The following is a 19402-nucleotide window of genomic DNA, read 5'->3' on the forward strand; positions in this document are numbered from 1 at the left end:
CCTCGGACGACACCCGTGACGGCTCGTCGGACACGGACGAAGCGGACATTCAGGATGATCGACTGACGGCGGGTGAGCCGCCCGGGCGGACCGGGCCGTCCGCCGGGGGTGTCGTTAAATGTGACCGTGTACTTCGACGCGGCCTCGACGGCCCCTCTGCACCCCGTCGCGCGGCAGGCGCTGACCGCCGCCCTGGACGAGGGCTGGGCCGACCCGGCCCGGCTGTACCGCTCCGGCCGGCAGGCCCGGATGCTGCTGGACGCCGCCCGCGAGACGGTGGCCGCGGTGCTGGGCTGCCGACCGGACGAGGTCTCCTTCACCGCCAGCGGCACCCAGGCCGTCCAGCTCGGCCTGCTGGGCGCCCTGACCGGGAACCGGAGGCGCGGCGGCCACTTCGTCCACTCCGCGGTGGAGCACTCCAGCGTGCTGCACGTCGCCGAGCGATGGGGGTACCCCCGGCCGGAGGCTGGGGGAGAGGGCGCCGGGGGCGAGGTCTCGGTGGCGCCGGTGGACCGGGGCGGCCGAGTCGACCCGGCGGCCTTCGCCGCCCTGCTGCGCCCGGACACCGCGCTGGCCGCGCTCCAGAGCGCCAACCACGAGGTGGGGACGGTGCAGCCGGTCGGCGAGGTCGCCGCGCGGTGCGCCGAGGCCGGCGTCCCGCTGCTGGTGGACGCGGCGCAGAGCGCCGGCCGGACGGACGTCCCGGCGGGCTGGTCACTGCTGACCGCGAGCGCCCACAAGTGGGGCGGCCCGGCCGGGGTCGGGGTGCTGGCGGTGCGCAAGGGCGTGCGGTACGTCTCGCCGCTGCCCGCCGACGAGCGCGAGGGCGGCCGGGTACCCGGCTACGTCAACGTCCCGGCGATCGTGGCCGCGGCCGCCTCGCTGCGCGCCGTACGGGCCGAGGCCGAGCGGGAGAACGCCCGGCTGCACGCGCTGGTGGAGCGGATCCGCACCCGGGTGCCACGGCTGGTGCCCGAGGTCGAGGTGGTCGGTGACCCGGTGCATCGGCTCCCGCACATCGTCACCTTCTCCTGTCTGTACGTGGACGGGGAGGTGCTGCTGACCGAGCTGGACCGGGCGGGCTTCGCGGTCTCCTCCGGCTCCTCCTGCACCTCGTCCACGCTGACGCCCAGCCACGTGCTGGCGGCGATGGGGGTGCTCACCGAGGGGAACGTCCGGGTCTCGCTGCCGTACGGGACGGCCGAGGCGGACGTGGAGCGCTTCCTGGCGGTGCTGCCGGACCTGGTGGCCGGCGTCCGGGCGCCGCTCGGGCTGGACCTGCCGGCGCCCGAGGCCGCGGCCGAGGAGTCGCTGCTGGTCATCGACGCCCTGGGCAAGCGCTGTCCGCTGCCGGTGATCGAGCTGGCGAAGCGGATCGGCGAGGTGCCGCCGGGCGGCACGGTCGTCGTGCTGGCGGACGACGAGGCGGCCCGGCTGGACATCCCGGCCTGGTGCGGGATGCGCGGGCAGGAGTACGCGGGCGAAGCCCCGGCCGCCGAGTACGGCGGCGACCGGGGCTCGGCCTACCTGGTGCTGCGTCGGTCCTGAACGGGACTACTTGACCAGGTGGGCGCTGATCTCGGCGGCCGCCTCGGCCCCGTAGGCGTCCTCGAAGCGCTTCAGGAAGGAGGCCGGGCGCAGCTCGTACTCCTGGGTGCCGACAGTCTCGATCACCAGGGTGGCCAGCATGCAGCCGATCTGGGCGGAGCGCTCCAGGTCGAGCTCCCAGGACAGGCCGGCCAGGAAGCCCGCCCGGAAGGCGTCGCCGACGCCGGTCGGGTCGACCTTGGACTCCTCCTTGGCGCAGCCGACCAGGATCGGGGCCTCGCCCTTGCGCTCGATCCGGACGCCCTTGCTGCCCAGGGTGGTGATCCGGGTGCCGACCCGGGCGAGCAGCTCGTCGGCGTCCCAGCCGGTCTTGCTCTCGATCAGCGCGGCCTCGTACTCGTTGGTGAACAGGTACGCGGCGCCGTCGACGATCTCGCGGATGTCGTCGCCCTCCAGGCGGGCCAGCTGCTGGGAGGGGTCGGCGGCGAAGGCGTAGCCGCGGGTGCGGCACTCCTGGGTGTGGCGGACCATGCCCTGCGGGTCGTCGGCGCCGATCAGGACGAGGTCCAGGCCGCCGATGCGGTCGGCGATCGGCTTCAGCTCGATGTTGCGGGCCTCGGCCATGGCGCCGGTGTAGAACGACGCGATCTGGTTGTGGTCCTCGTCCGTGGTGCACATGAAGCGCGCGGTGTGGCGGGTCTCCGAGATGTGGACGGAGTCGCAGTCCACACCGTTGCGCTCCAGCCAGCTGCGGTACTCGGCGAAGTCCGCGCCGGCGGCGCCGACCAGGACGGGGTGCAGGCCGAGCACGCCCATGCCGAAGGTGATGTTCGGCGCGACGCCGCCGCGGCGGATGTCCAGGGCGTCGACCAGGAAGGACAGCGACACGGTGTGGAGCTGCTCGGCGACGAGCTGGTCGGCGAACCGGCCGGGGAACGTCATCAGGTGGTCGGTGGCGATCGAGCCGGCGACGGCGATACGCACGGGGGGTCTCCTCAGGGTGGCTTCGGGGCCGACGGGCAAGCGGGGGCGAACCCGCCTACGGTACCGGGCTCCGGCAGGTGCCCAGGCAGGAGTGCCACAAGTCGTCGCCGGTACCGGCCAGAGTGGCACCCGGCGCCATCGAATGTGTACTACCTCCCGGTAGCACTGGTGGGCGGCCCGGGGCGCTGCCTAAGGTCGGCCCCAGGAGGCCCCGTGCGCGGCCTCGTCGGCGACCGTGGCAGCGTGGCCACGGCCTTGGATCCGGAGCGATGCCCGATGACGACCGACCACTCCCCCGTGCCCGCCCCGTGGACGGACGACGGCGAGTCCCTCGACGCCCTGCTGGACTCCTCCCGGCGGCTGCGCCGGTTCTGGCCGCAGGTCGCCGCCGGCCCGCAGCCGGCCGCCCCCTCGCCGGCCGGTGTCCTGGTCTCCTCCGGGGCGCAGCGGGTGGTCGCCGGGATGGCCGAGTACGGGTTCTGACCCCGGAACGGATCGGTGCGGAACCGGATCCGTCCGGAACACGTCACATCCGCGCGGCGCGGCCGAGCGGGCGGCACCGCTGAGCCCTCGGGAGGATGAGCGGATGAATCTGGAGACGATGCCCCGGCGTGGTCGGCGGACGGTGGCCCTGGCGGCTCTGGCCCTGGCGGCGGTGGTGACGGTGGCGGGCTGTGACAGTGGAGGCAAGCCCTCCTCGGACGCGGCGGCGAGCGGAACGACGGCCGCTTCGGCCCCGGCTTCGGCCCCGGCCTCCCCGGATGCCGCGCAGCCGACCGGCACCACACCCGCCCCGGCCTCGCCCGGACAGGCCACCCCGGCCGACCCGGCCACTCCCCCGGGCAACGGGATCGCGGTCGGCGAGCCGAACCCGAACGGTTCGGGCCCGGCCGCCCGGCCGCCGGTCGGCTATCGGGTGGACGGCACCACCAAGCTGACCGTCTACTTCTTCGGCGGGGTCTGCACCACGTACTCGCTGAAGGCGGACGAGTCGCAGCCGGGCCGGGTGGAGGTCCTGGTGGTGCCGGGCGCGCCGACGGTCAAGCCGGGGCAGGTGTGCAACGCGCTGGCCAAGCGGCAGTCGGTGGCGACCGATCTGCGCTCGCCGCTGGCCGGGCGGACCGTGGTCGACCGGACGAGCGGCCAGGAGGTGCCGCTGGAGGGCGATCCGCACATGGGGCCGGACCCGGTCACCCCGGACGGCGCCGCCCAGTAGCGGAAACGGAAAGGCGGCCCCGGGGTGCTCCCCGGGGCCGCCTTCCGCAGCGGGCTTAGCTGAACGAGTCGCCGCAGGCGCAGGAGCCGGTGGCGTTCGGGTTGTCGATGGTGAAGCCCTGCTTCTCGATGGTGTCGACGAAGTCGACGGTGGCGCCACCCAGGTACGGGGCGCTCATCCGGTCGGTGACGACCTTGACACCGTTGAAGTCCTTGATCACGTCGCCGTCGAGCGAGCGCTCGTCGAAGAACAGCTGGTAACGCAGGCCGGAGCAGCCACCGGGCTGGACGGCGACGCGCAGCGCGAGGTCCTCGCGGCCTTCCTGCTCCAGCAGGGCCTTGACCTTGGCCGCGGCGGCATCGGTAAGGAGGATGCCACTCTCGACGGTGGTCTCGTCCTGGACGGTCATCTGCTTTCTCCCGGTCTTGACGACGGTCTGCCGCCAGTGCCAACCAACAGCCGTCCGGTTTCATTTCCCGGGCGGCGGTGGATTTCTTCGGCCTGTGTCGGCTCGTTATCGGTGGACCGGGCGTACACCCGCGTCCCATACGCTCCCCATGCTCGCACACCCCCGGCGGCCTGGTCACCGCCCGAGGCGGAGATCCGGGTGAACCGGCTCCATCGCGGGCCGTCGGACGCCAGGATGGTCCTCATGATCCTTCGCCCGGTCAGGGACACCGCCGCGGACGCCGAGGTCGTCCAGGAGCTCGCCGCCGCCGCGTTCGGCGAGGCGGGCCCGGCCGGTCCGGCGCGGGAGCGGGCGCCGCTGCGGCTGGCCCGGACCAGGCACCTGGCGCGCACCGATCCCGGGGGCTGCTGGCTGGCCTCGGTCGACGGCGAGCCGGTCGGGGCGGTGCTGTCGATCCGCCGGGAGGGCCTGTGGGCGCCCTCGCTGTTCGCCGTCCGGCCGTCCGCGCAGGGCAAGGGCGTCGGACGGCTGCTGCTGGAACGGGCGGCGGCGCACTCCCGGGGCTGCCTGCGCGGCATGGTCTGCGCCTCGGACTCCCCGGCGGCGGCCCGCCGCTACCGGCTGGCCGGGTTCACCCTGCACCCGGCGATGCGGCTGGCCGGGCGGGTGGACCGCGACGGGCTGCTCGACCCGGGGGACATTCCGGTGCACCGGGGCAACGCCACCCACCTGCACCTGCTGGACTCGGTGGACCGGCGGCTGCGCGGCTCCGCGCACGGGCCGGACCACGAGCTGATGATGGGCCACTTCGAGGAGCTGCTGATCGCCGACGCGCTGGCCGGCAGCGGCTACTGCTACCGGGACGGCGGCGTGGTGCGGCTGCTCGCGGCCACCAGCAAGCGGATCGCCGTCCGGCTGCTGCGGGAGGCGCTGGCCCGGGTGCCGGACGGGGTGGAGGCGCGGGTGGAGTACCTGACCGCGGAGCAGGAGTGGGCGCTGGACGTCGGGCTGGAGGTCGGGCTGACGCCGCGGGCGGGCGGCTTCGTCGGGGTGCGCGGGATGCGGCCGCCGACGCCGTACCTGCCGAGCGGGGCGTTCCTCTAGGACACGCGTACGGCCCCGCCGGAAGCGCCGACGGGGCCGTGCCGAAGAGGTGCTCAGACCATGGTGTCCAGGATCTCCCGGACCATCTCCATGGTGGTGCCCGGGTGCAGGAAGGCGAAGCGGGCGACCGTCTCGCCGTCCCAGCCGGTCGGGGTGACGAAGCCGATCTGGTCCGCGAGCAGCTGCTGCGACCAGCGGTAGTAGTCGTCGTTGGTCCAGCCCTTGCGCTTGAAGCAGACCGCCGAGAGCTGCGGGTCGAAGAGCAGCTCCAGGTGCTCGGACTCGCGGATCAGCCGGGCGGTCTCCCGGGCCAGGGTGAGGCCGGTCTCGATGGCGTCGGTGTAGGCCTGGACGCCGTGCACGGCCAGCGAGAACCAGAGCGGCAGGCCGCGGGCGCGCCGGGTCAGGTGGTAGGCGTAGTCGGTGGGGTTCCACTCGTCGCCCTCGGTGTGCAGGACGTCCAGGTAGGAGGCGTCCTGGGTGTGCACGGCGCGGGCGAGCTGCGGGTGGCGGTAGATCAGCGCGGCGCAGTCGAAGGGGGCGAACAGCCACTTGTGCGGGTCGACCACGAAGGAGTCGGCGTACTCGATGCCGTCGTAGCGCTCGCGCACCGAGGGGGCGAACAGGCCCGCGCCGCCGTAGGCGCCGTCCACGTGGAACCACAGGTCGCGCTCGCGGGCGACCTCGGCCAGGCCCTTGAGGTCGTCGACGATGCCCTCGTTGGTGGTGCCGGCGGTGCCGACGACGGCGATCACCGTTTCGGGGTTCGGGTCGGCGGCCAGTGCGGCGCGCAGCGCCTCGCCGGTGAACCGCCGGTCGACGGCGGGGACCTTGAAGGCCTCGACGCCGATGATGTTGAAGGTGTTCTTGACCGAGGAGTGCACCTGGTCGGCGACGGCGATCCGCAGCCGGACCTCCGGGCCACTGGGCCGACCCTCACTGGCCAGCTTGCGGCGGGCGGTGTCGCGGGCGACCACGAGGGCGGAGAGGTTGCCCGCCGAGCCGCCGGAGACGAAGGTGCCGCCGGCCGACTGGGGCAGGCCCGCGCGGTCGGCGATCAGGCGCAGCACCTGGTTCTCGGCGGCGATCGCGCCGGCCGCCTCCAGCCAGGAGATGCCCTGGAGGGAGGCGCAGGAGACGACCATGTCGAACAGCAGCGCGGCCTTGGTCGGGGCGCAGGGGATGAAGGACAGGTAGCGCGGGCTGTCGGCGGAGATGACCGCGCGGGACAGCTCGTGGTCGTACAGCTTGAGCACGTCGGCCGGGTTGTTGCCGTCCTGGTTGAGCAGGCCGGCCAGCTGGGTGCGCAGGTGCTCGCCGTCACCGGGGTGGTCGAGCGGGACGGGGTCGTATTGCAGCCGCTCCCGCATGTAGTCGAAGACCAGGTCGACCAGGTCGTTGTCGGGCCGGTGCATGCGGTCGGGTGCTGCGGACACGGCTGTCCCTCTCGGCGTGTGGTGTCGGGGGGCGTCCGGTCGGCGGGACGCTCCACCGCGACGGCCGGACGTGATCAGCGTAGGCAGCACGGGTGCCTCACCGCGCGTCGGAACGCGGCTGGTCAGGCAGGTTTCGAGCGTCTTCGGGCCGGCCCGCGCAGGATTCCTGCGCGCGGCCCGGGAGGGCTCAGCCGATGAGCTGGGAGAGGACCACGGAGGAGCGGCTGCGCTGCACGCCGGGCTCGCGCCGGATGCGCTCGATGACGGCTTCCAGGTGGCGCATGTCGGCGGCCCGCAGGTGCACCAGGGCGTCCGGGTCGCCGGTGACCGTCCAGGCGGCGACCACCTCGGGGAACTGCCGCAGGCTGGCCAGGATCTCCTCGGGGGCGGTGCGCTCGCGGCAGTAGACCTCGACGAAGGCCTCGGTCTGCCAGCCCAGCACGGCCGGGTCGAGCACCACGGTGAAGCCCCGCACCACGCCGCGCGCCCGCAGCCGGTCGATCCTGCGGCGCACGGCGGTGGCGGAGAGGTTCACCTGGAGGCCGATCTCGGCGTACGAGGCCCGGCCGTCGCTGCCGAGCCGGGCGAGCAGCTGCCGGTCGGTCTCGTCCAGGTCTGCCCCGGACACCTCGTGCGCTCGGCTGCTGCTCATGGGTGCGGGGCTCCACAGGTCGTACGGGGTCGGTTGGTCCGGCTGGTCCTACGGCGGGCGGCCGCTGCCGAGACGGTCCGTCACCATTCTGGCCGATGGCCCGGCCGGCGGACCCTCACGGGACCAGCAGCACGATCTTCCCCCGGGTGCGGCCCTCGGCGCTGAGCGCCTGGGCGGAGGCGGCCTGGGCCAGTGGGAAGGTGGAGGCGACGGTGACGGTCAGCCGGCCGTCGTCGGCGAGCGCGGCCAGTTCGGCGAGGCCTCCGGCGTCCGGACGGACCCAGACGTACCGGCCGCCGAGCGCTTTGACCCCGAAGTCGGCGATCGAGGCGATCCGGCCCGGGTCGGCCACCAGCTCGGCCGAGACCCGGACGGCGCCGTGGCCGACCAGGTCGAGGGCCGCGTCCACCCCGTCGGGGGCGAGCGCGCGGACCCGGTCGGCCAGGCCCTCGCCGTACACCACCGGCTCGGCGCCGAGGCCGCGCAGGAAGTCGTGGTTGCGCTCGGCCGCGGTGCCGATCACCCGGGCACCGGCGGCCCGGGCCAGCTGCACCGCCAGGTGGCCGACCCCGCCCGCGGCGGCGTGCACCAGGACGGTGTCCCCCTCGCCGACCCGCAGCGCCTTCAGGGCCTGGAGGGCGGTGAGCCCGGCCAGCGGCAGGCCGCCGGACTGTGTCCAGTCCAGCGCGGCCGGCTTGCGGGCCAGGGTGCGGACCGGGGCGGAGACCAGTTCGGCGTAGGTGCCGTGCTCGACGGCGTCCTTGCGGACGTAGCCGTACACCTCGTCGCCCGGGGCGAACTCGGTGACGGCGCCGCCGACGGCGCGGACGACCCCGGCCAGGTCCCAGCCCATGACCAGCGGGAAGTGCGCGTCGAGGATGCCGTCCAGGGCGCCGTCCCGGATCTTCCAGTCCACCGGGTTCACCCCGGCCGCCCGGACCTCCACCAGGACGGAGTCGGGGCCGACCTTGGGGTCGGGCAGGTCGGTGTACTCGACCACCTCGGGGCCGCCGTAGCGGTTGATCGCGATTGCCTTCATGGGCTCAGCCATACCCCGGGGCTTCGAAATACCGATTCGGACTCGCCGGGAAGCATCCTTTCCGGCGAGCGGTTCTCGTCACATCGACAGGATGGCCATCGTCACTCTGACGCTAAGCGGTTAGAATAGATAGCGTCAGTTAGACGAAAAGGCCCCACCGCTAGCTCGGCCGCACAGAAGGGCACCCGCCCGTGACCACCACCATCACCGAGACCCACGGCGTCGACCCCACCCCCACGCCGCTCGCTCTGCTGCTGCTCGGCCGCGAGGCCGACCCGAACAGCGAGCGCGGCGTCGAATGCCCCGGTGACCTCCCCCCGGCCTCCGACCCGAACCTGGTCGAGCGCGCCCGCGCCGCCAAGGCCGCGCTCGGCGACCGCGTCTTCATCCTCGGCCACCACTACCAGCGCGACGAGGTGATCGAGTTCGCCGATGTCACCGGCGACTCCTTCAAGCTCGCGCGCGACGCGGCGGCCCGCCCCGAGGCCGAGTACATCGTCTTCTGCGGCGTGCACTTCATGGCCGAGTCCGCGGACATCCTCACCAGCGACCGGCAGCAGGTCGTCCTGCCGGACCTCGCGGCCGGCTGTTCGATGGCCGACATGGCCACCGCCGAGCAGGTCGCCGAGTGCTGGGACGTGCTGACCGACGCCGGCATAGCCGACGTGACCGTCCCGGTCTCGTACATGAACTCCTCCGCCGACATCAAGGCCTTCACCGGCCGGCACGGCGGCCTGATCTGCACCTCCTCCAACGCCAAGCGCGCCCTGGAGTGGGCCTTCGAGCAGGGACAGAAGGTGCTCTTCCTGCCGGACCAGCACCTCGGCCGCAACACCGCGGTGCGCGACCTGGGCTTCTCGCTGGACGACTGCGTGGTCTACAACCCGCACAAGCCCAACGGCGGCCTGACCGCCGAGCAGCTGCGCGACGCGAAGATGATCCTCTGGCGCGGCCACTGCTCGGTGCACGGCCGGTTCAGCCTGGACTCGGTGAACGACGTCCGCGAGCGCATCCCCGGCGTGACCGTCCTGGTGCACCCCGAGTGCAAGCACGAGGTCGTCGCGGCCGCCGACATGGTGGGCTCGACCGAGTACATCATCAAGGCGCTGGACGCCGCCGAGCCCGGCTCCAAGTGGGCCATCGGCACCGAGCTGAACCTGGTCCGCCGCCTGGCCAAGGCGCACCCGGACAAGGAGATCGTCTTCCTGGACCGCGCGGTCTGCTTCTGCTCGACCATGAACCGGATCGACCTGCCGCACCTGGTCTGGGCGCTGGAGTCGCTGGTCGAGGGCCGGGTGCCGAACGTGATCACCGTCGACCGGGAGACCGAGCAGCACGCCAAGGCCGCCCTGGACCGGATGCTGGCCCTGCCGTAAGGCGAGCGGGCGGGAAGCCGCCCCGAGCCGAAGGGCCCGCCGCTGCCGAAAGGGCGGGCCCCCTCCCACCGGAGGGGGCCCGCCCTTTCGTCTGGCAGCAGCCGCGTGCGCTACTCGGGGAAGCCCGGGATCACGCCCTCGCCGTCGGCCATCAGCAGCTCGCGGACCTCGTCGATCGTCGCGTCGGCGCTCGGCAGGATGAGCTCGGACGGCTCCAGCGAATCCAGCGGCACCGGGGTGCCGTACTGCTTCACCGCGTCGATGAGCTTGCCGTACGCCTGACGGAAGAGCGCCTCGTCGCCCGACTCCACCGCGGTGACGAGCTCGGCGTCGAGCTCGTTGAGCAGGTTCAGGTGGCTCTCGCCCACCTCGTACTGCCCCTCACCCATGACCCTCATGATCATGCCGTGCGTCTCCCTGGTTCGTGGGGTCGAGCTCGAATCACTTGTTGTAGTTGATGCGCGGGGTGTCCTGCGGCTGCTGCTGGGGCTGCTGCTGCGGCTGACCCTGCTCGATCGCGGCGGGGCCGGACGAGGAGGGGCCGGACAGCTCGGCCTTCATCCGGGCCAGCTCCAGCTCGACATCGGATCCGCCGGCCACGCGCTCCAGCTCGGCCTCGATGTCGTCCTTGCGGCCGAGACCGCTGGCGTCGTCGAGCGCGCCGGAGGCGAGCAGCTCGTCGATGGCACCGGCGCGGGCCTGCATCTGGGCGGTCTTGTCCTCGGCACGCTGGATCGCCAGGCCGACGTCGCCCATCTCCTCCGAGATCCCCGAGAAGGACTCGGCGATGCGGGTCTGCGCCTGGGCGGCCGTGTACGTCGCCTTGATGGTCTCCTTCTTGGTGCGGAAGGCGTCCACCTTGGCCTGAAGTCGCTGGGAGGCGAGGGTGAGCTTCTCCTCCTCGGCCTGGAGCGCCTGGTACTGCGTCTCCAGGTCGGTGATCTGCGACTGCATGTTGGCCTTGCGGGTCAGCGCCTCGCGCGCGAGGTCCTCGCGGCCGAGCGACAGCGCCTTGCGGCCCTGGTCCTCGTACTTGGCCGACTGCTGCTGGAGCTGGGTCAGCTGGAGTTCGAGCCGCTTGCGTGAGGTCGCGACATCCGCGACGCCACGCCGTACCTTCTGGAGCAGCTCAAGCTGCTTCTGGTACGAGTAGTCAAGCGTCTCTCGCGGATCCTCCGCCCGATCCAAGGCCTTGTTCGCCTTGGAGCGGAAGATCAGCCCCATACGCTTCATGATTCCGTCGCTCATGGGCCTCGGGTGCCCCCTTCTCCGGCCTGCGGTCTCTATCTCGTTACCAGACACGACGAGTGTATGTGCAGCGAGCCCGTCGCCGCAGTGCACCTGCCTGCAACAAGACTGCTACAGCGACCAGTGGCGTTTCCTCCTCCCCCGGGTGGATCCGCCCCTCATACCCCCCATACTCCATCCGACTGATCCCCTACGGGAAGGCCCCGGGAAAGCCGCTTCGGACGGCGACCCGGCGGTATCGATATGTGTTTGGGTCCGAGGGCACCCGTGGAAGCCGTGTCGCACCCCGTACGCTGGTGGTGTGTTCCGACGCCGTTCAGATGATGCCGCCGCCTCCGCCACCGTGCTGGAGAAGCAGGCCGAGACCCCCCAGGCCCGCGACCCGCAGGCCAAGAAGGGCCGCCCCACCCCGAAGCGCAATGAGGCCGAGGCCAATCGGCGCACCCGGGTGACGGTCCCCAAGGACCGCAAGGAGGCCGCCCGCCAGGGGCGCGAGCGGATGCGCTCCGAGCGCGAGAAGCAGCGCCAGGCCCTGCTGAACGGCGACGAGCGCCATCTGCCGGCCCGTGACAAGGGCCCGGTGCGCAAGTTCGCCCGCGACTACGTGGACTCCCGCTGGTCGCTCGCCGAGTTCTTCCTGCCGGCCGCCGTGGTCATCCTGGTGCTGAGCATCGTCAAGGTGCCGGCCATCCAGCTGCTCTCCACGCTGCTGTTCCTGCTGTTCTTCGTGTTCGTGATCCTGGACTTCGTCCGCCTCGGCCTCGGCCTGCGCAAGCAGCTCGCCGAGCGCTTCGCCGGCGAGAACACCCGCGGCGCCGTCGCGTACGGCATCATGCGCACCCTCCAGATGCGCCGGCTCCGCCTGCCCAAGCCGCAGGTGCGGCGCGGGGAGAAGCCCTGACCGCCGAACCGGTCGACTCCGGCTGGGCCCCGCCTTCCTGGGAGGGGCCCGGCCTCTACGCACTTCCCGGACAGGGCGGCGCGCTTCCGGGCCAGGGAGCCGGCGGCCACGACCGGCTGGCCCAGGAACGCCGGCTGCCCTCGCGCAGCGGCTCCTTCGCCGGCGGCACCGGCGCCTGGCTGGACCGGCTCGGCGGACTGCGCAACTTCGTCCGCCAGGAGCTCGTCTCCCGCCAGCTGGCCGAACAGCTGGCGGGCCGCACCGCGCAGCGCGTGCTGGACATCGGCTGCGGCCAGGGCACCCAGGCGCTGCGGCTGGCCCGGGCCGGCCACTACGTCACCGGGCTCGACTCGGACCCGGTCGCGCTCGGCGTCGCCCAGGGGGCGCTCGCCGAGGAGCCGCCGGAGGTCCGCGGCCGGATGCAGCTGCTCGCCGGCGACGGGCACCAGTGCGGGCGCTGGTTCGGCCCGCGCAGCTTCGACGTGGTGCTCTGCCACGGCGTCCTGATGTACCTGCCCGACCCGGACCCGATGATCGCCTCGCTGGCCCGGCTGCTGGCGCCCGGCGGACTGCTCTCGCTGCTGGTCCGCAACCGCGACGCGCTCGCCCTGCGGCCCGCGGCCGCCGGGGACTGGCGGGCCGCCCTGCACGCCTTCGAGAGCGACCGGTACTACAACCGGCTCGGACTGGCCGCTCGGGCCGACCGGCTCGCCGACCTCACCGTCACCCTCTCCGAGGTGTCGGTGCCGCTGCGGCACTGGTACGGCGTGCGGGTCTTCACCGACAACGCCCCGGACGACGCGGCGCCGCCGGTGGACGGGCGGCAGCTGGCCCAGCTCCTGGAAGCCGAGGACCGGGCCGGCCGCACCGACCCGTACCGGCAGGTCGCCGCGCTGTTGCACGTGATCGGGGCGAAGTAAACCGTCCGCTCGCCTCCGGGGCGGGCGCAGGCTCAGGCTCAGCCCTCGTGCAGGCTCATCGCGTAGACCTGGTTGCCGTCCTCCAGCAGGACCGCGGTGTCCACGCCCTCCTCGGCGAGCTGCTTCCACGTCTCCCCGATCCAGGTCTCGGCGTCCCCCTGGCCGGCGAACTCCTCCTGGCTCCCGGTGGGCGTCACCGCGCTGCCGTCCGCCTTCTCGTACCGCCACGTCCAGACCATGTCCGGCTCCTCCCACTGACGCTGCCTGTGTGCTGCGCACCATAGCCTGCCCGGCCGGATCTTCCGTATGCCTTTCCGGCAGGATGGGCGGCATGGCGACCCCACCCCCGCTCCCCCGCACGCTGCTGCTCGGCGGCGCCCGCTCCGGCAAGTCCACCCGCGCCGAACAGCTGCTGGCCGACCACCCGGACGTCCTCTACGTGGCCACCGGCGGCACCCGGGACGGCGACGCCGAGTGGGCCCAGCGGGTCGCGCTGCACCGGGAGCGCCGGCCGGCGAGCTGGCGCACCGCCGAGACCTGCGACCTGGAGGCCGTCCTGGCCGACCCGGCCGACCCGGCGCCGGTGCTGGTCGACTGCCTCGCCCTGTGGCTGACCGCCGTGATGGACGAGTGCGGCGCCTGGGACGACGAGGCCTGGGCGAACGGCGGCGAGGCCGCGGTGCAGCGCCGCTGCGAGGCGCTGGCGCGGGCCTGGGCGGCCACCGGGCGGACGGCCGTCGCGGTGAGCAACGAGGTCGGCATGGGCGTCGTCCCGGCCACCGCCGCCGGCCGTCGCTTCCGGGACACCCTGGGCCGGCTCAACATGGCGGTGGCGGACGCCTCGGAGCGGGTCCTGCTGGTGGTGGCGGGCCAGGTGCTGACCGTCAAGCCAGCGGTTTGACGAACACCTTCGACGTGTAGCCTCTCCGACGATGGACACGACCGTGGATCTCGATACGTTCTCCTCGCTCGTCGAGCGCCCCGACGAGAGCGCCCGGCGGGCCGCCGAGGAACGCTGGCAGGCGGCCGACCGGCCGCGCGGCGGGCTCGGCAAGCTGGAGGAGCTGGGCAGCTGGCTCGCCTCCGTACAGGGGCGCTCCCCGGTGCTGCCGATCTCCGCCCCCAAGGTGCTGCTGTTCGCCGCCGACCACGGCGTGGCGGCGCTCGGGGTCTCCCGGATGCCCGCCAAGGGCGGCACCGCGGCCCGGGTGCGGGCCGTGCTCGACGGCAGCGCGCCGGTGTCCCGGCTGGCCGCGCGCTACGGCGCCCAGGTCCGGGTCGTCGACGTCGCGGTGGACGCCGACCCGCACGACTTCCCGGACGAGGTGACCGTCCACCGGATCCGGCGCGGCTCCGGGCGGATCGACGTCGAGGACGCGCTCACCGCGCAGGAGACCGTCCGCGCGTTCCGGGCCGGCATGGCCGTCGCCGACGAGGAGGCCGACGCCGGCACCGACCTGGTGCTGCTCGGCGACCTCGGGGTCGGCGCCACCACGGTGGCCGGCGTGCTGGTCGGCGCGCTGTGCGGGACGGACGCGGCGGCGGTGACCGGGCGCGGCTCCGGGATCGACGACCGGGTGTGGATGGTCAAGTGCGCCACCATCCGGGACTCGCTGCGGCGGGCCCGGCCGGTGCTCGGCGACCAGCTGGCGCTGCTCGGCGCGACCGGCGGAGCCGACTTCGCGGCGATCACCGGCTTCCTGCTCCAGGCGGCCGTCCGACGGCTGCCGGTGGTGCTGGACGGCGTGGTCTCGGCGGCCTGCGCGCTGGTCGCTCAGCGGATCGCCTTCCGGGCCCCGGAGTGGTGGCGGGCCGGGCAGTCCAGCGGCGAGCCCGCCCAGGCGAAGGCGTACGACCGACTGACCCTGACGCCCCTGCAGGACCAGGGCATCACCATGGGCGAGGGCGTCGGCGCGCTGCTGGCGCTGCCGCTGCTCCAGGCCGCGGGGGACGTGCTCGCGGACGAGGCGCCGAAGCCGTTCGTACCGGCCGCGCCGAGCGCGCCCGGGGAGCAGCCGAAGCTGCCGTCGGCGGCGGATCTGCTCAGGAAGCTGTAGCACGGCGGGAGTTCCGCCCGGATTGTCCGAAGAGCGCCCCTTCCCAGGGGCGTTCTTGCTTGGGGCTCGCTCCGAGCTCGCGGTGAGAGGAACGCGCACATGACGGACCCCGAGGAGCGGGCCGGCTGGGCCGAGGGCCTGCGGTTCGGGTTCGGGACGCTGTCCGTCCTGCGGGTGCGGGTGGAACGGTGGGACCGGGCGGCCGGGGCCCGGGCGATGACGGCGGCTCCGCTGGTCGGGCTGGTGCTGGGGGCGGTCGCGGCCGCCGTCGGGGCGCTGGTGGCCTGGCGGGCGGGCGGACTGCTCGGCGCGGTGGCCTCGGTCGGAGCGCTCGCCGGGCTGACCCGGGGGCTGCACCTGGACGGCCTGGCGGACGTCGCCGACGGGCTGGGCAGCGGGAAGCCGGCCGAGGACGCGCTGCGCATCATGAAGCAGTCCGACATCGGCCCGTTCGGCGTACTGACCCTGGTCCTCGTCCTGTTCGCCCAGATCGCCGCCCTGGCCGGGCAGTTCGGCCACTCCCCGCTGCGCGGCGCGCTCGCGGTGCTCGCCTCGGCGACGGCCGCCCGCTGCGCGCTCGCCTGGGGCTGCCTGCGGTCGGTGCCGGCCGCCCGGCCGGGCGGGCTCGGGGCGATGGTGGCGAGCACCGTGACGCCCGCCGGGGCCGTCGCCGGCACGGCCGCCGCGGCGCTCGCCCTGGCCGCGGCCGGCCTGCTTGACGGATCGTCAATTCTTCGCCTGCCGCTGGCTGTTGTGCTCGGCGTGGGCTGCGCCCGGCTGTTGCTCGGACGGTGCGTGCGCAGGTTCGGCGGCATCACCGGGGACGTGCTCGGGGCGATGGCCGAGACCGCCGCGACCGCCTCGTTGTTCGCCCTGGCTTTGCTCGTCTGATACCAGGCGGCGCGTGATCCCACCATGCGGACTACCATGCGTGAAGCACCGCAGCCCTGCACTGTCGCAGGTCCTGCCCGCCCGGCGCGTACCGAGGAGCCGGGGCCTCCGGTGTGCGCGGCCGCTCGCGGCGGACGCGCACACCAGGGGACCCGGACCCGGAGGCCCGCCGACGGGCGGCTCGCGACGGCGGGTTGCGCCGGTGCGGCAGCCTCGCCGTGGCCGGCCGTGGACCGCGAAAGAACAGGACGCATTACGTGACTGCATTGTCTGTGAGCACCTCCTCCGCCGCCGCGCTGCGTGCGGACGCCCTGGTGGTCGGTGTCGCGAAGGGCCCGAAGGGGATCGTGCCGACCCCCGGCTCCGAGGCCGTGAACGAGGCGTTCGAGGGCAAGCTGACCGAGGTCCTCAGCACCCTGGGCGCGACCGGCGCCGAGGGCGAGGCCGTCAAGGTCCCCTCCGCCGCCGGCCTGAAGGCCCCGCTCGTACTCGCGGTCGGCCTGGGCGAGGCCGCCGAGGGCGACTACGACCCGGAGACGCTGCGCCGCGCCGCCGGTGTCGCCGCCCGCACCCTGGCCGGCGTCAAGAAGGTCGCGCTGGCCCTGCCGGCCGAGTCCGCGGAGGCCGTCGAGGCGGTCGCGCTGGGCGGCCTGCTCGGCTCGTACTCCTACGGCACCTACAAGGCCGACGCCGGCAAGGAGCCGGTCGGCGAGCTGGTCGTGCTGGCCGCCCGCAAGGGCAGCAAGGACGCCAAGGCCGCCGTGGAGCGCGCCACCGCGATCGGCGAGGAGATGAACCGCGCCCGCGACCTGGTCAACGCCGCGCCGAACGACCTGAACCCGAAGAGCTTCGCCGCGATCGCCCAGGCGGCCGCCAAGGAGCACGGCCTCAAGGTCGAGGTGCTGGACGAGAAGGCGCTGACCAAGGGCGGCTTCGGCGGCCTGCTGGGCGTCGGCGGCGGCTCGGTCAACCCGCCGCGCCTGGTCAAGGTGGCCTACACCCACCCGAAGGCCAAGGCCACCGTCGCGCTCGTCGGCAAGGGCATCACCTACGACTCGGGCGGCATCTCGCTGAAGCCGGCCGGCCACAACGAGACCATGAAGTGCGACATGGCCGGCGCCGCCGCCGTGTTCGCCGCCGTGGTGGCCGCCAAGCGCCTGGGCCTGGTCGTCAACGTCACCGCGTGGCTGGCGCTGGCCGAGAACATGCCGTCCGGCTCCGCCACCCGCCCGGGCGACGTGCTGAAGATGTACGGCGGCAAGACCGTCGAGGTCCTGAACACCGACGCCGAGGGCCGCCTGGTGCTGGCCGACGCGATCGTGCGGGCCGGCGAGGAGAACCCGGACGTCATCGTCGACGTGGCGACCCTGACCGGCGCCATGGTGCTGGCCCTGGGCGACCGCACCTTCGGCGTGATGGCCAACGACGACGAGCTGCGCGAGGAGCTGCACACGCTGGCCGGCGAGGTGGGCGAGCAGTCCTGGCCGATGCCGCTGCCGGCCGACCTGCGCAAGGGCTTCACCGAGTCGACCATCGCCGACCTGGCCAACATGGGCAACCGGATGGGCGGCGGCCTGGTGGCCGGTCTGTTCCTGAAGGAGTTCGTGGCCGAGGGCATCGACTGGGCGCACCTGGACATCGCCGGTCCGGCGTTCCACGAGGGCGCGCCGTACGGCTACACCCCGAAGGGCGGCACCGCGAGCGCGGTGCGCACCCTGGTCCGCTTCGCCGAGCAGAAGGCGAACGGCAAGGCCTGATCCGGCGGCCCCCTCGGGGCGGCCACTGATCGAGGACCCGCGGTGACGGGGCCCGGCGCACGCGCGCCGGGCCCCGTCGGCGTCCCGGCCCGGTTACCTGCGAGTAGCTCGGGGCGGGGCGACGAACCCCTGTTCGCTGCGGGCGAAACTTTGTTCCACAGTGCGGAAGAAGCCGCGGCGGGCGACGCGGAACACGCCCGTCCGACGGCTGTCTACACCGCGCTGAGCTGCGATGATGCCCTTCCGCCGAGGCTATTCCCGCCCCGGTGATCACTTCTCGGGACACCCCTCGGGCAGACCCGGACATCAGCCACCGTGAACAAGTGCGAAGATGTATTTCCGGCACGACTGGGCGCCCCACAAAGGCTTCCGACCCACCGGACCGCGACCGGCCCGGCGACCCACCCCATGCATGGAGGACGTGACGTGGCGAACGACGCCAGCACCGTTTTCGACGTAGTCATTCTCGGAGGCGGAAGCGGCGGTTACGCCGCGGCGCTCCGCGCCGCTCAGCTGGGCCTGAGTGTTGCCCTGGTCGAGAAGGGTGAGCTGGGCGGCACTTGCCTGCACCGCGGCTGCATCCCGACCAAGGCGCTCCTGCACGCCGCGGAGATCGCGGACGAGACGAAGGAGGCCGCCGAGTTCGGCGTTCTGGCCACCTTCCAGGGCATCGACATCAACGGCGTCCACAAGTACAAGGACGACGTCATCGCCGGCCTGTACAAGGGCCTCCAGGGCCTGGTGGCCTCCCGCAAGGTCACCTTCATCCAGGGCGAGGGCAAGCTCTCCTCGCAGACCTCGGTGGACGTCAACGGCCAGCGCATCGAAGGCCGTCACATCGTTCTGGCCACCGGTTCCGTCCCGCGCTCGATCCCGGGCCTGGAGATCGACGGCAACCGCGTGATCTCCTCGGACCACGCCCTCAAGCTCGACCGCATCCCGAAGTCGGTCGTCATCCTCGGTGGCGGCGTCATCGGCGTCGAGTTCGCCTCGGTCTGGAAGTCCTTCGGCGTCGACGTCACCATCGTCGAGGGGCTGCCGCACCTCGTCCCGCTGGAGGACGAGAACTCCTCCAAGCTGCTGGAGCGCGCGTTCCGCAAGCGCGGCATCAAGTTCGAGCTGAAGGCCCGCTTCTCGGGCGTGGAGTACACCGAGACCGGTGTCCGCGTCTCCACCGAGAACGGCAAGCAGATCGACGCCGACCTGCTGCTCGTCGCCATCGGCCGCGGCCCGGTCTCGGCCGGCCTCGGCTACGAGGAGAACGGCGTCGCGATGGACCGCGGCTACGTCCTGGTCGACGAGTACATGCGCACCAACGTGCCCACCATCTCCGCCGTCGGCGACCTCGCCCCGACCCTCCAGCTGGCCCACGTCGGCTTCGCCGAGGGCATCCTGGTGGCCGAGCGCCTGGCCGGCCTCAAGCCGATGCCGATCGACTACGACGGCGTTCCGCGGGTGACCTACTCCAACCCGGAGGTCGCCTCCGTCGGCATCTCCGAGGCCAAGGCCGTCGAGCTGTACGGCAAGGAGAAGGTCGTCACCCTCAAGTACAACCTGGCCGGCAACGGCAAGAGCAAGATCCTGAAGACCGCCGGCGAGATCAAGCTCGTCCAGGTCAAGGACGGCGCCGTGGTCGGCGTCCACATGGTCGGCGCCCGCATGGGCGAGCAGGTCGGCGAAGCCCAGCTGATCTACAACTGGGAGGCTCTGCCGGCCGAGGTCGCGCAGCTCATCCACGCGCACCCGACCCAGTCCGAGGCCCTGGGCGAGGCGCACCTGGCGCTGGCCGGCAAGCCGCTGCACGCGCACGACTGATCACGCCCCACCCCCTTTCCCGGTACTTCCCGTACGCAAGTACTTCCCG

General features: G+C 73.1%; 19 protein-coding genes and 1 pseudogene. 12 read left to right on the forward strand and 8 right to left on the reverse strand.

What is annotated here, in order from left to right; all coding sequences use genetic code 11:
• The first annotated feature begins 126 nt into the window (after positions 1-126).
• Positions 127-1548, forward strand: coding sequence for a cysteine desulfurase/sulfurtransferase TusA family protein (locus QWJ13_RS05370; RefSeq protein WP_316521686.1), 1422 nt, complete (start codon positions 127-129; stop codon positions 1546-1548).
• Between the two features lie 6 nt (positions 1549-1554).
• On the opposite strand, the gene QWJ13_RS05375 is transcribed toward QWJ13_RS05370, so the two are convergent.
• A complete protein-coding gene (locus QWJ13_RS05375; RefSeq protein ID WP_316520860.1) occupies positions 1555-2532 on the reverse strand; it encodes a carbohydrate kinase family protein in 978 nt (325 codons plus the stop codon).
• A gap of 276 nt (positions 2533-2808) precedes the next feature.
• Here QWJ13_RS05375 and QWJ13_RS05380 point away from each other — a divergent pair, with 276 nt between their 5' ends.
• Together QWJ13_RS05380 and QWJ13_RS05385 are read left to right on the forward strand one after the other, a co-directional pair.
• Complete coding sequence (locus tag QWJ13_RS05380; protein WP_316520861.1) at positions 2809-3015, forward strand: hypothetical protein; 207 nt, start codon at positions 2809-2811, stop codon at positions 3013-3015.
• Positions 3016-3118: 103 nt separating this feature from the next.
• Positions 3119-3748 carry a hypothetical protein gene (locus QWJ13_RS05385; RefSeq protein WP_316520862.1) on the forward strand — a complete coding sequence of 210 codons (630 nt, stop codon included), beginning with the start codon at positions 3119-3121 and terminating at the stop codon, positions 3746-3748.
• Positions 3749-3803: 55 nt separating this feature from the next.
• On the opposite strand, the gene erpA is transcribed toward QWJ13_RS05385, so the two are convergent.
• Positions 3804-4157, reverse strand: coding sequence for an iron-sulfur cluster insertion protein ErpA (gene erpA / locus QWJ13_RS05390; RefSeq protein WP_316520866.1), 354 nt, complete (start codon positions 4155-4157; stop codon positions 3804-3806).
• Between the two features lie 243 nt (positions 4158-4400).
• On the opposite strand from erpA, the gene QWJ13_RS05395 reads away from it, so the two are divergent.
• The gene (locus QWJ13_RS05395) at positions 4401-5261 is read left to right on the forward strand and encodes a GNAT family N-acetyltransferase (protein WP_316520867.1); all 861 of its coding nucleotides are present in this window, start codon (positions 4401-4403) and stop codon (positions 5259-5261) included.
• 53 nt (positions 5262-5314) lie between these two features.
• On the opposite strand, the gene QWJ13_RS05400 is transcribed toward QWJ13_RS05395, so the two are convergent.
• The 3 genes from QWJ13_RS05400 to QWJ13_RS05410 form a co-directional block, all read right to left on the reverse strand.
• The gene (locus QWJ13_RS05400; RefSeq protein WP_316520868.1) at positions 5315-6697 is read right to left on the reverse strand and encodes a pyridoxal phosphate-dependent decarboxylase family protein; all 1383 of its coding nucleotides are present in this window, start codon (positions 6695-6697) and stop codon (positions 5315-5317) included.
• 187 nt (positions 6698-6884) lie between these two features.
• Positions 6885-7349, reverse strand: coding sequence for an Lrp/AsnC family transcriptional regulator (locus QWJ13_RS05405; RefSeq protein WP_316520869.1), 465 nt, complete (start codon positions 7347-7349; stop codon positions 6885-6887).
• Between the two features lie 115 nt (positions 7350-7464).
• On the reverse strand, positions 7465-8388 hold the full coding sequence (locus QWJ13_RS05410; RefSeq protein ID WP_316520871.1) for an NADP-dependent oxidoreductase: 924 nt from the start codon (positions 8386-8388) through the stop codon (positions 7465-7467).
• Between the two features lie 191 nt (positions 8389-8579).
• Here QWJ13_RS05410 and nadA point away from each other — a divergent pair, with 191 nt between their 5' ends.
• Positions 8580-9764 (forward strand): quinolinate synthase NadA, encoded by a 1185-nt coding sequence (nadA, locus tag QWJ13_RS05415; RefSeq protein WP_316520872.1) that lies wholly within the window; start codon positions 8580-8582, stop codon positions 9762-9764.
• A gap of 110 nt (positions 9765-9874) precedes the next feature.
• Here nadA and pspAA read toward each other — a convergent pair whose 3' ends face one another.
• Positions 9875-10168 carry a PspA-associated protein PspAA gene (gene pspAA, locus QWJ13_RS05420; protein ID WP_316520873.1) on the reverse strand — a complete coding sequence of 98 codons (294 nt, stop codon included), beginning with the start codon at positions 10166-10168 and terminating at the stop codon, positions 9875-9877.
• Positions 10169-10205: 37 nt separating this feature from the next.
• A complete protein-coding gene (locus QWJ13_RS05425; protein ID WP_316520874.1) occupies positions 10206-11012 on the reverse strand; it encodes a PspA/IM30 family protein in 807 nt (268 codons plus the stop codon).
• A 301-nt stretch (positions 11013-11313) separates the two neighbouring features.
• Here QWJ13_RS05425 and QWJ13_RS05430 point away from each other — a divergent pair, with 301 nt between their 5' ends.
• Together QWJ13_RS05430 and QWJ13_RS05435 are read left to right on the forward strand one after the other, a co-directional pair.
• On the forward strand, positions 11314-11913 hold the full coding sequence (locus tag QWJ13_RS05430) for a DUF3043 domain-containing protein (protein WP_432277431.1): 600 nt from the start codon (positions 11314-11316) through the stop codon (positions 11911-11913).
• Between the two features lie 179 nt (positions 11914-12092).
• Entirely contained in the window at positions 12093-12833 is a 741-nt protein-coding gene (locus tag QWJ13_RS05435; protein ID WP_316521692.1) for a methyltransferase domain-containing protein, read from the forward strand.
• 38 nt (positions 12834-12871) lie between these two features.
• Here the strand turns inward: QWJ13_RS05435 and QWJ13_RS05440 are convergent, their stop codons facing one another.
• Entirely contained in the window at positions 12872-13072 is a 201-nt protein-coding gene (locus QWJ13_RS05440) for a hypothetical protein (protein ID WP_316520875.1), read from the reverse strand.
• 53 nt (positions 13073-13125) lie between these two features.
• Between QWJ13_RS05440 and cobU the strand changes: the two are divergent.
• The 5 genes and pseudogenes from cobU to lpdA form a co-directional block, all read left to right on the forward strand.
• Positions 13126-13734, forward strand: a pseudogene (gene cobU, locus QWJ13_RS05445) (bifunctional adenosylcobinamide kinase/adenosylcobinamide-phosphate guanylyltransferase); the annotation flags it as partial.
• A 31-nt stretch (positions 13735-13765) separates the two neighbouring features.
• Positions 13766-14890, forward strand: coding sequence for a nicotinate-nucleotide--dimethylbenzimidazole phosphoribosyltransferase (locus QWJ13_RS05450; protein ID WP_316520876.1), 1125 nt, complete (start codon positions 13766-13768; stop codon positions 14888-14890).
• 99 nt (positions 14891-14989) lie between these two features.
• Positions 14990-15781, forward strand: a complete 792-nt coding sequence (locus QWJ13_RS05455; RefSeq protein WP_316520877.1) for an adenosylcobinamide-GDP ribazoletransferase — start codon at positions 14990-14992, stop codon at positions 15779-15781.
• Between the two features lie 257 nt (positions 15782-16038).
• On the forward strand, positions 16039-17538 hold the full coding sequence (locus QWJ13_RS05460) for a leucyl aminopeptidase (protein ID WP_316520878.1): 1500 nt from the start codon (positions 16039-16041) through the stop codon (positions 17536-17538).
• A 408-nt stretch (positions 17539-17946) separates the two neighbouring features.
• Positions 17947-19353: a dihydrolipoyl dehydrogenase gene (lpdA, locus tag QWJ13_RS05465; RefSeq protein ID WP_316520879.1), complete on the forward strand. Its 1407-nt coding sequence runs from the start codon at positions 17947-17949 to the stop codon at positions 19351-19353.
• Positions 19354-19402: the final 49 nt, after the last annotated feature.

The organism is Kitasatospora brasiliensis (assembly GCF_032654805.1).
Taxonomy (GTDB): domain Bacteria; phylum Actinomycetota; class Actinomycetes; order Streptomycetales; family Streptomycetaceae; genus Kitasatospora; species Kitasatospora brasiliensis.

Coding starts and splice junctions, on each gene's coding strand:
- pspAA (WP_316520873.1), bottom strand. CDS start 10,168: ATGATCATGAGGGTCATGGGTGAGGGGCAGTACGAGGTGGGCGAGAGC.
- QWJ13_RS05410 (WP_316520871.1), bottom strand. CDS start 8,388: ATGAAGGCAATCGCGATCAACCGCTACGGCGGCCCCGAGGTGGTCGAG.
- lpdA (WP_316520879.1), top strand. CDS start 17,947: ATGCATGGAGGACGTGACGTGGCGAACGACGCCAGCACCGTTTTCGAC.
- erpA (WP_316520866.1), bottom strand. CDS start 4,157: ATGACCGTCCAGGACGAGACCACCGTCGAGAGTGGCATCCTCCTTACC.
- QWJ13_RS05385 (WP_316520862.1), top strand. CDS start 3,119: ATGAATCTGGAGACGATGCCCCGGCGTGGTCGGCGGACGGTGGCCCTG.
- QWJ13_RS05380 (WP_316520861.1), top strand. CDS start 2,809: ATGACGACCGACCACTCCCCCGTGCCCGCCCCGTGGACGGACGACGGC.
- QWJ13_RS05440 (WP_316520875.1), bottom strand. CDS start 13,072: ATGGTCTGGACGTGGCGGTACGAGAAGGCGGACGGCAGCGCGGTGACG.
- QWJ13_RS05405 (WP_316520869.1), bottom strand. CDS start 7,349: ATGAGCAGCAGCCGAGCGCACGAGGTGTCCGGGGCAGACCTGGACGAG.
- QWJ13_RS05425 (WP_316520874.1), bottom strand. CDS start 11,012: ATGAGCGACGGAATCATGAAGCGTATGGGGCTGATCTTCCGCTCCAAG.
- QWJ13_RS05455 (WP_316520877.1), top strand. CDS start 14,990: ATGACGGACCCCGAGGAGCGGGCCGGCTGGGCCGAGGGCCTGCGGTTC.
- QWJ13_RS05450 (WP_316520876.1), top strand. CDS start 13,766: ATGGACACGACCGTGGATCTCGATACGTTCTCCTCGCTCGTCGAGCGC.
- QWJ13_RS05395 (WP_316520867.1), top strand. CDS start 4,401: ATGATCCTTCGCCCGGTCAGGGACACCGCCGCGGACGCCGAGGTCGTC.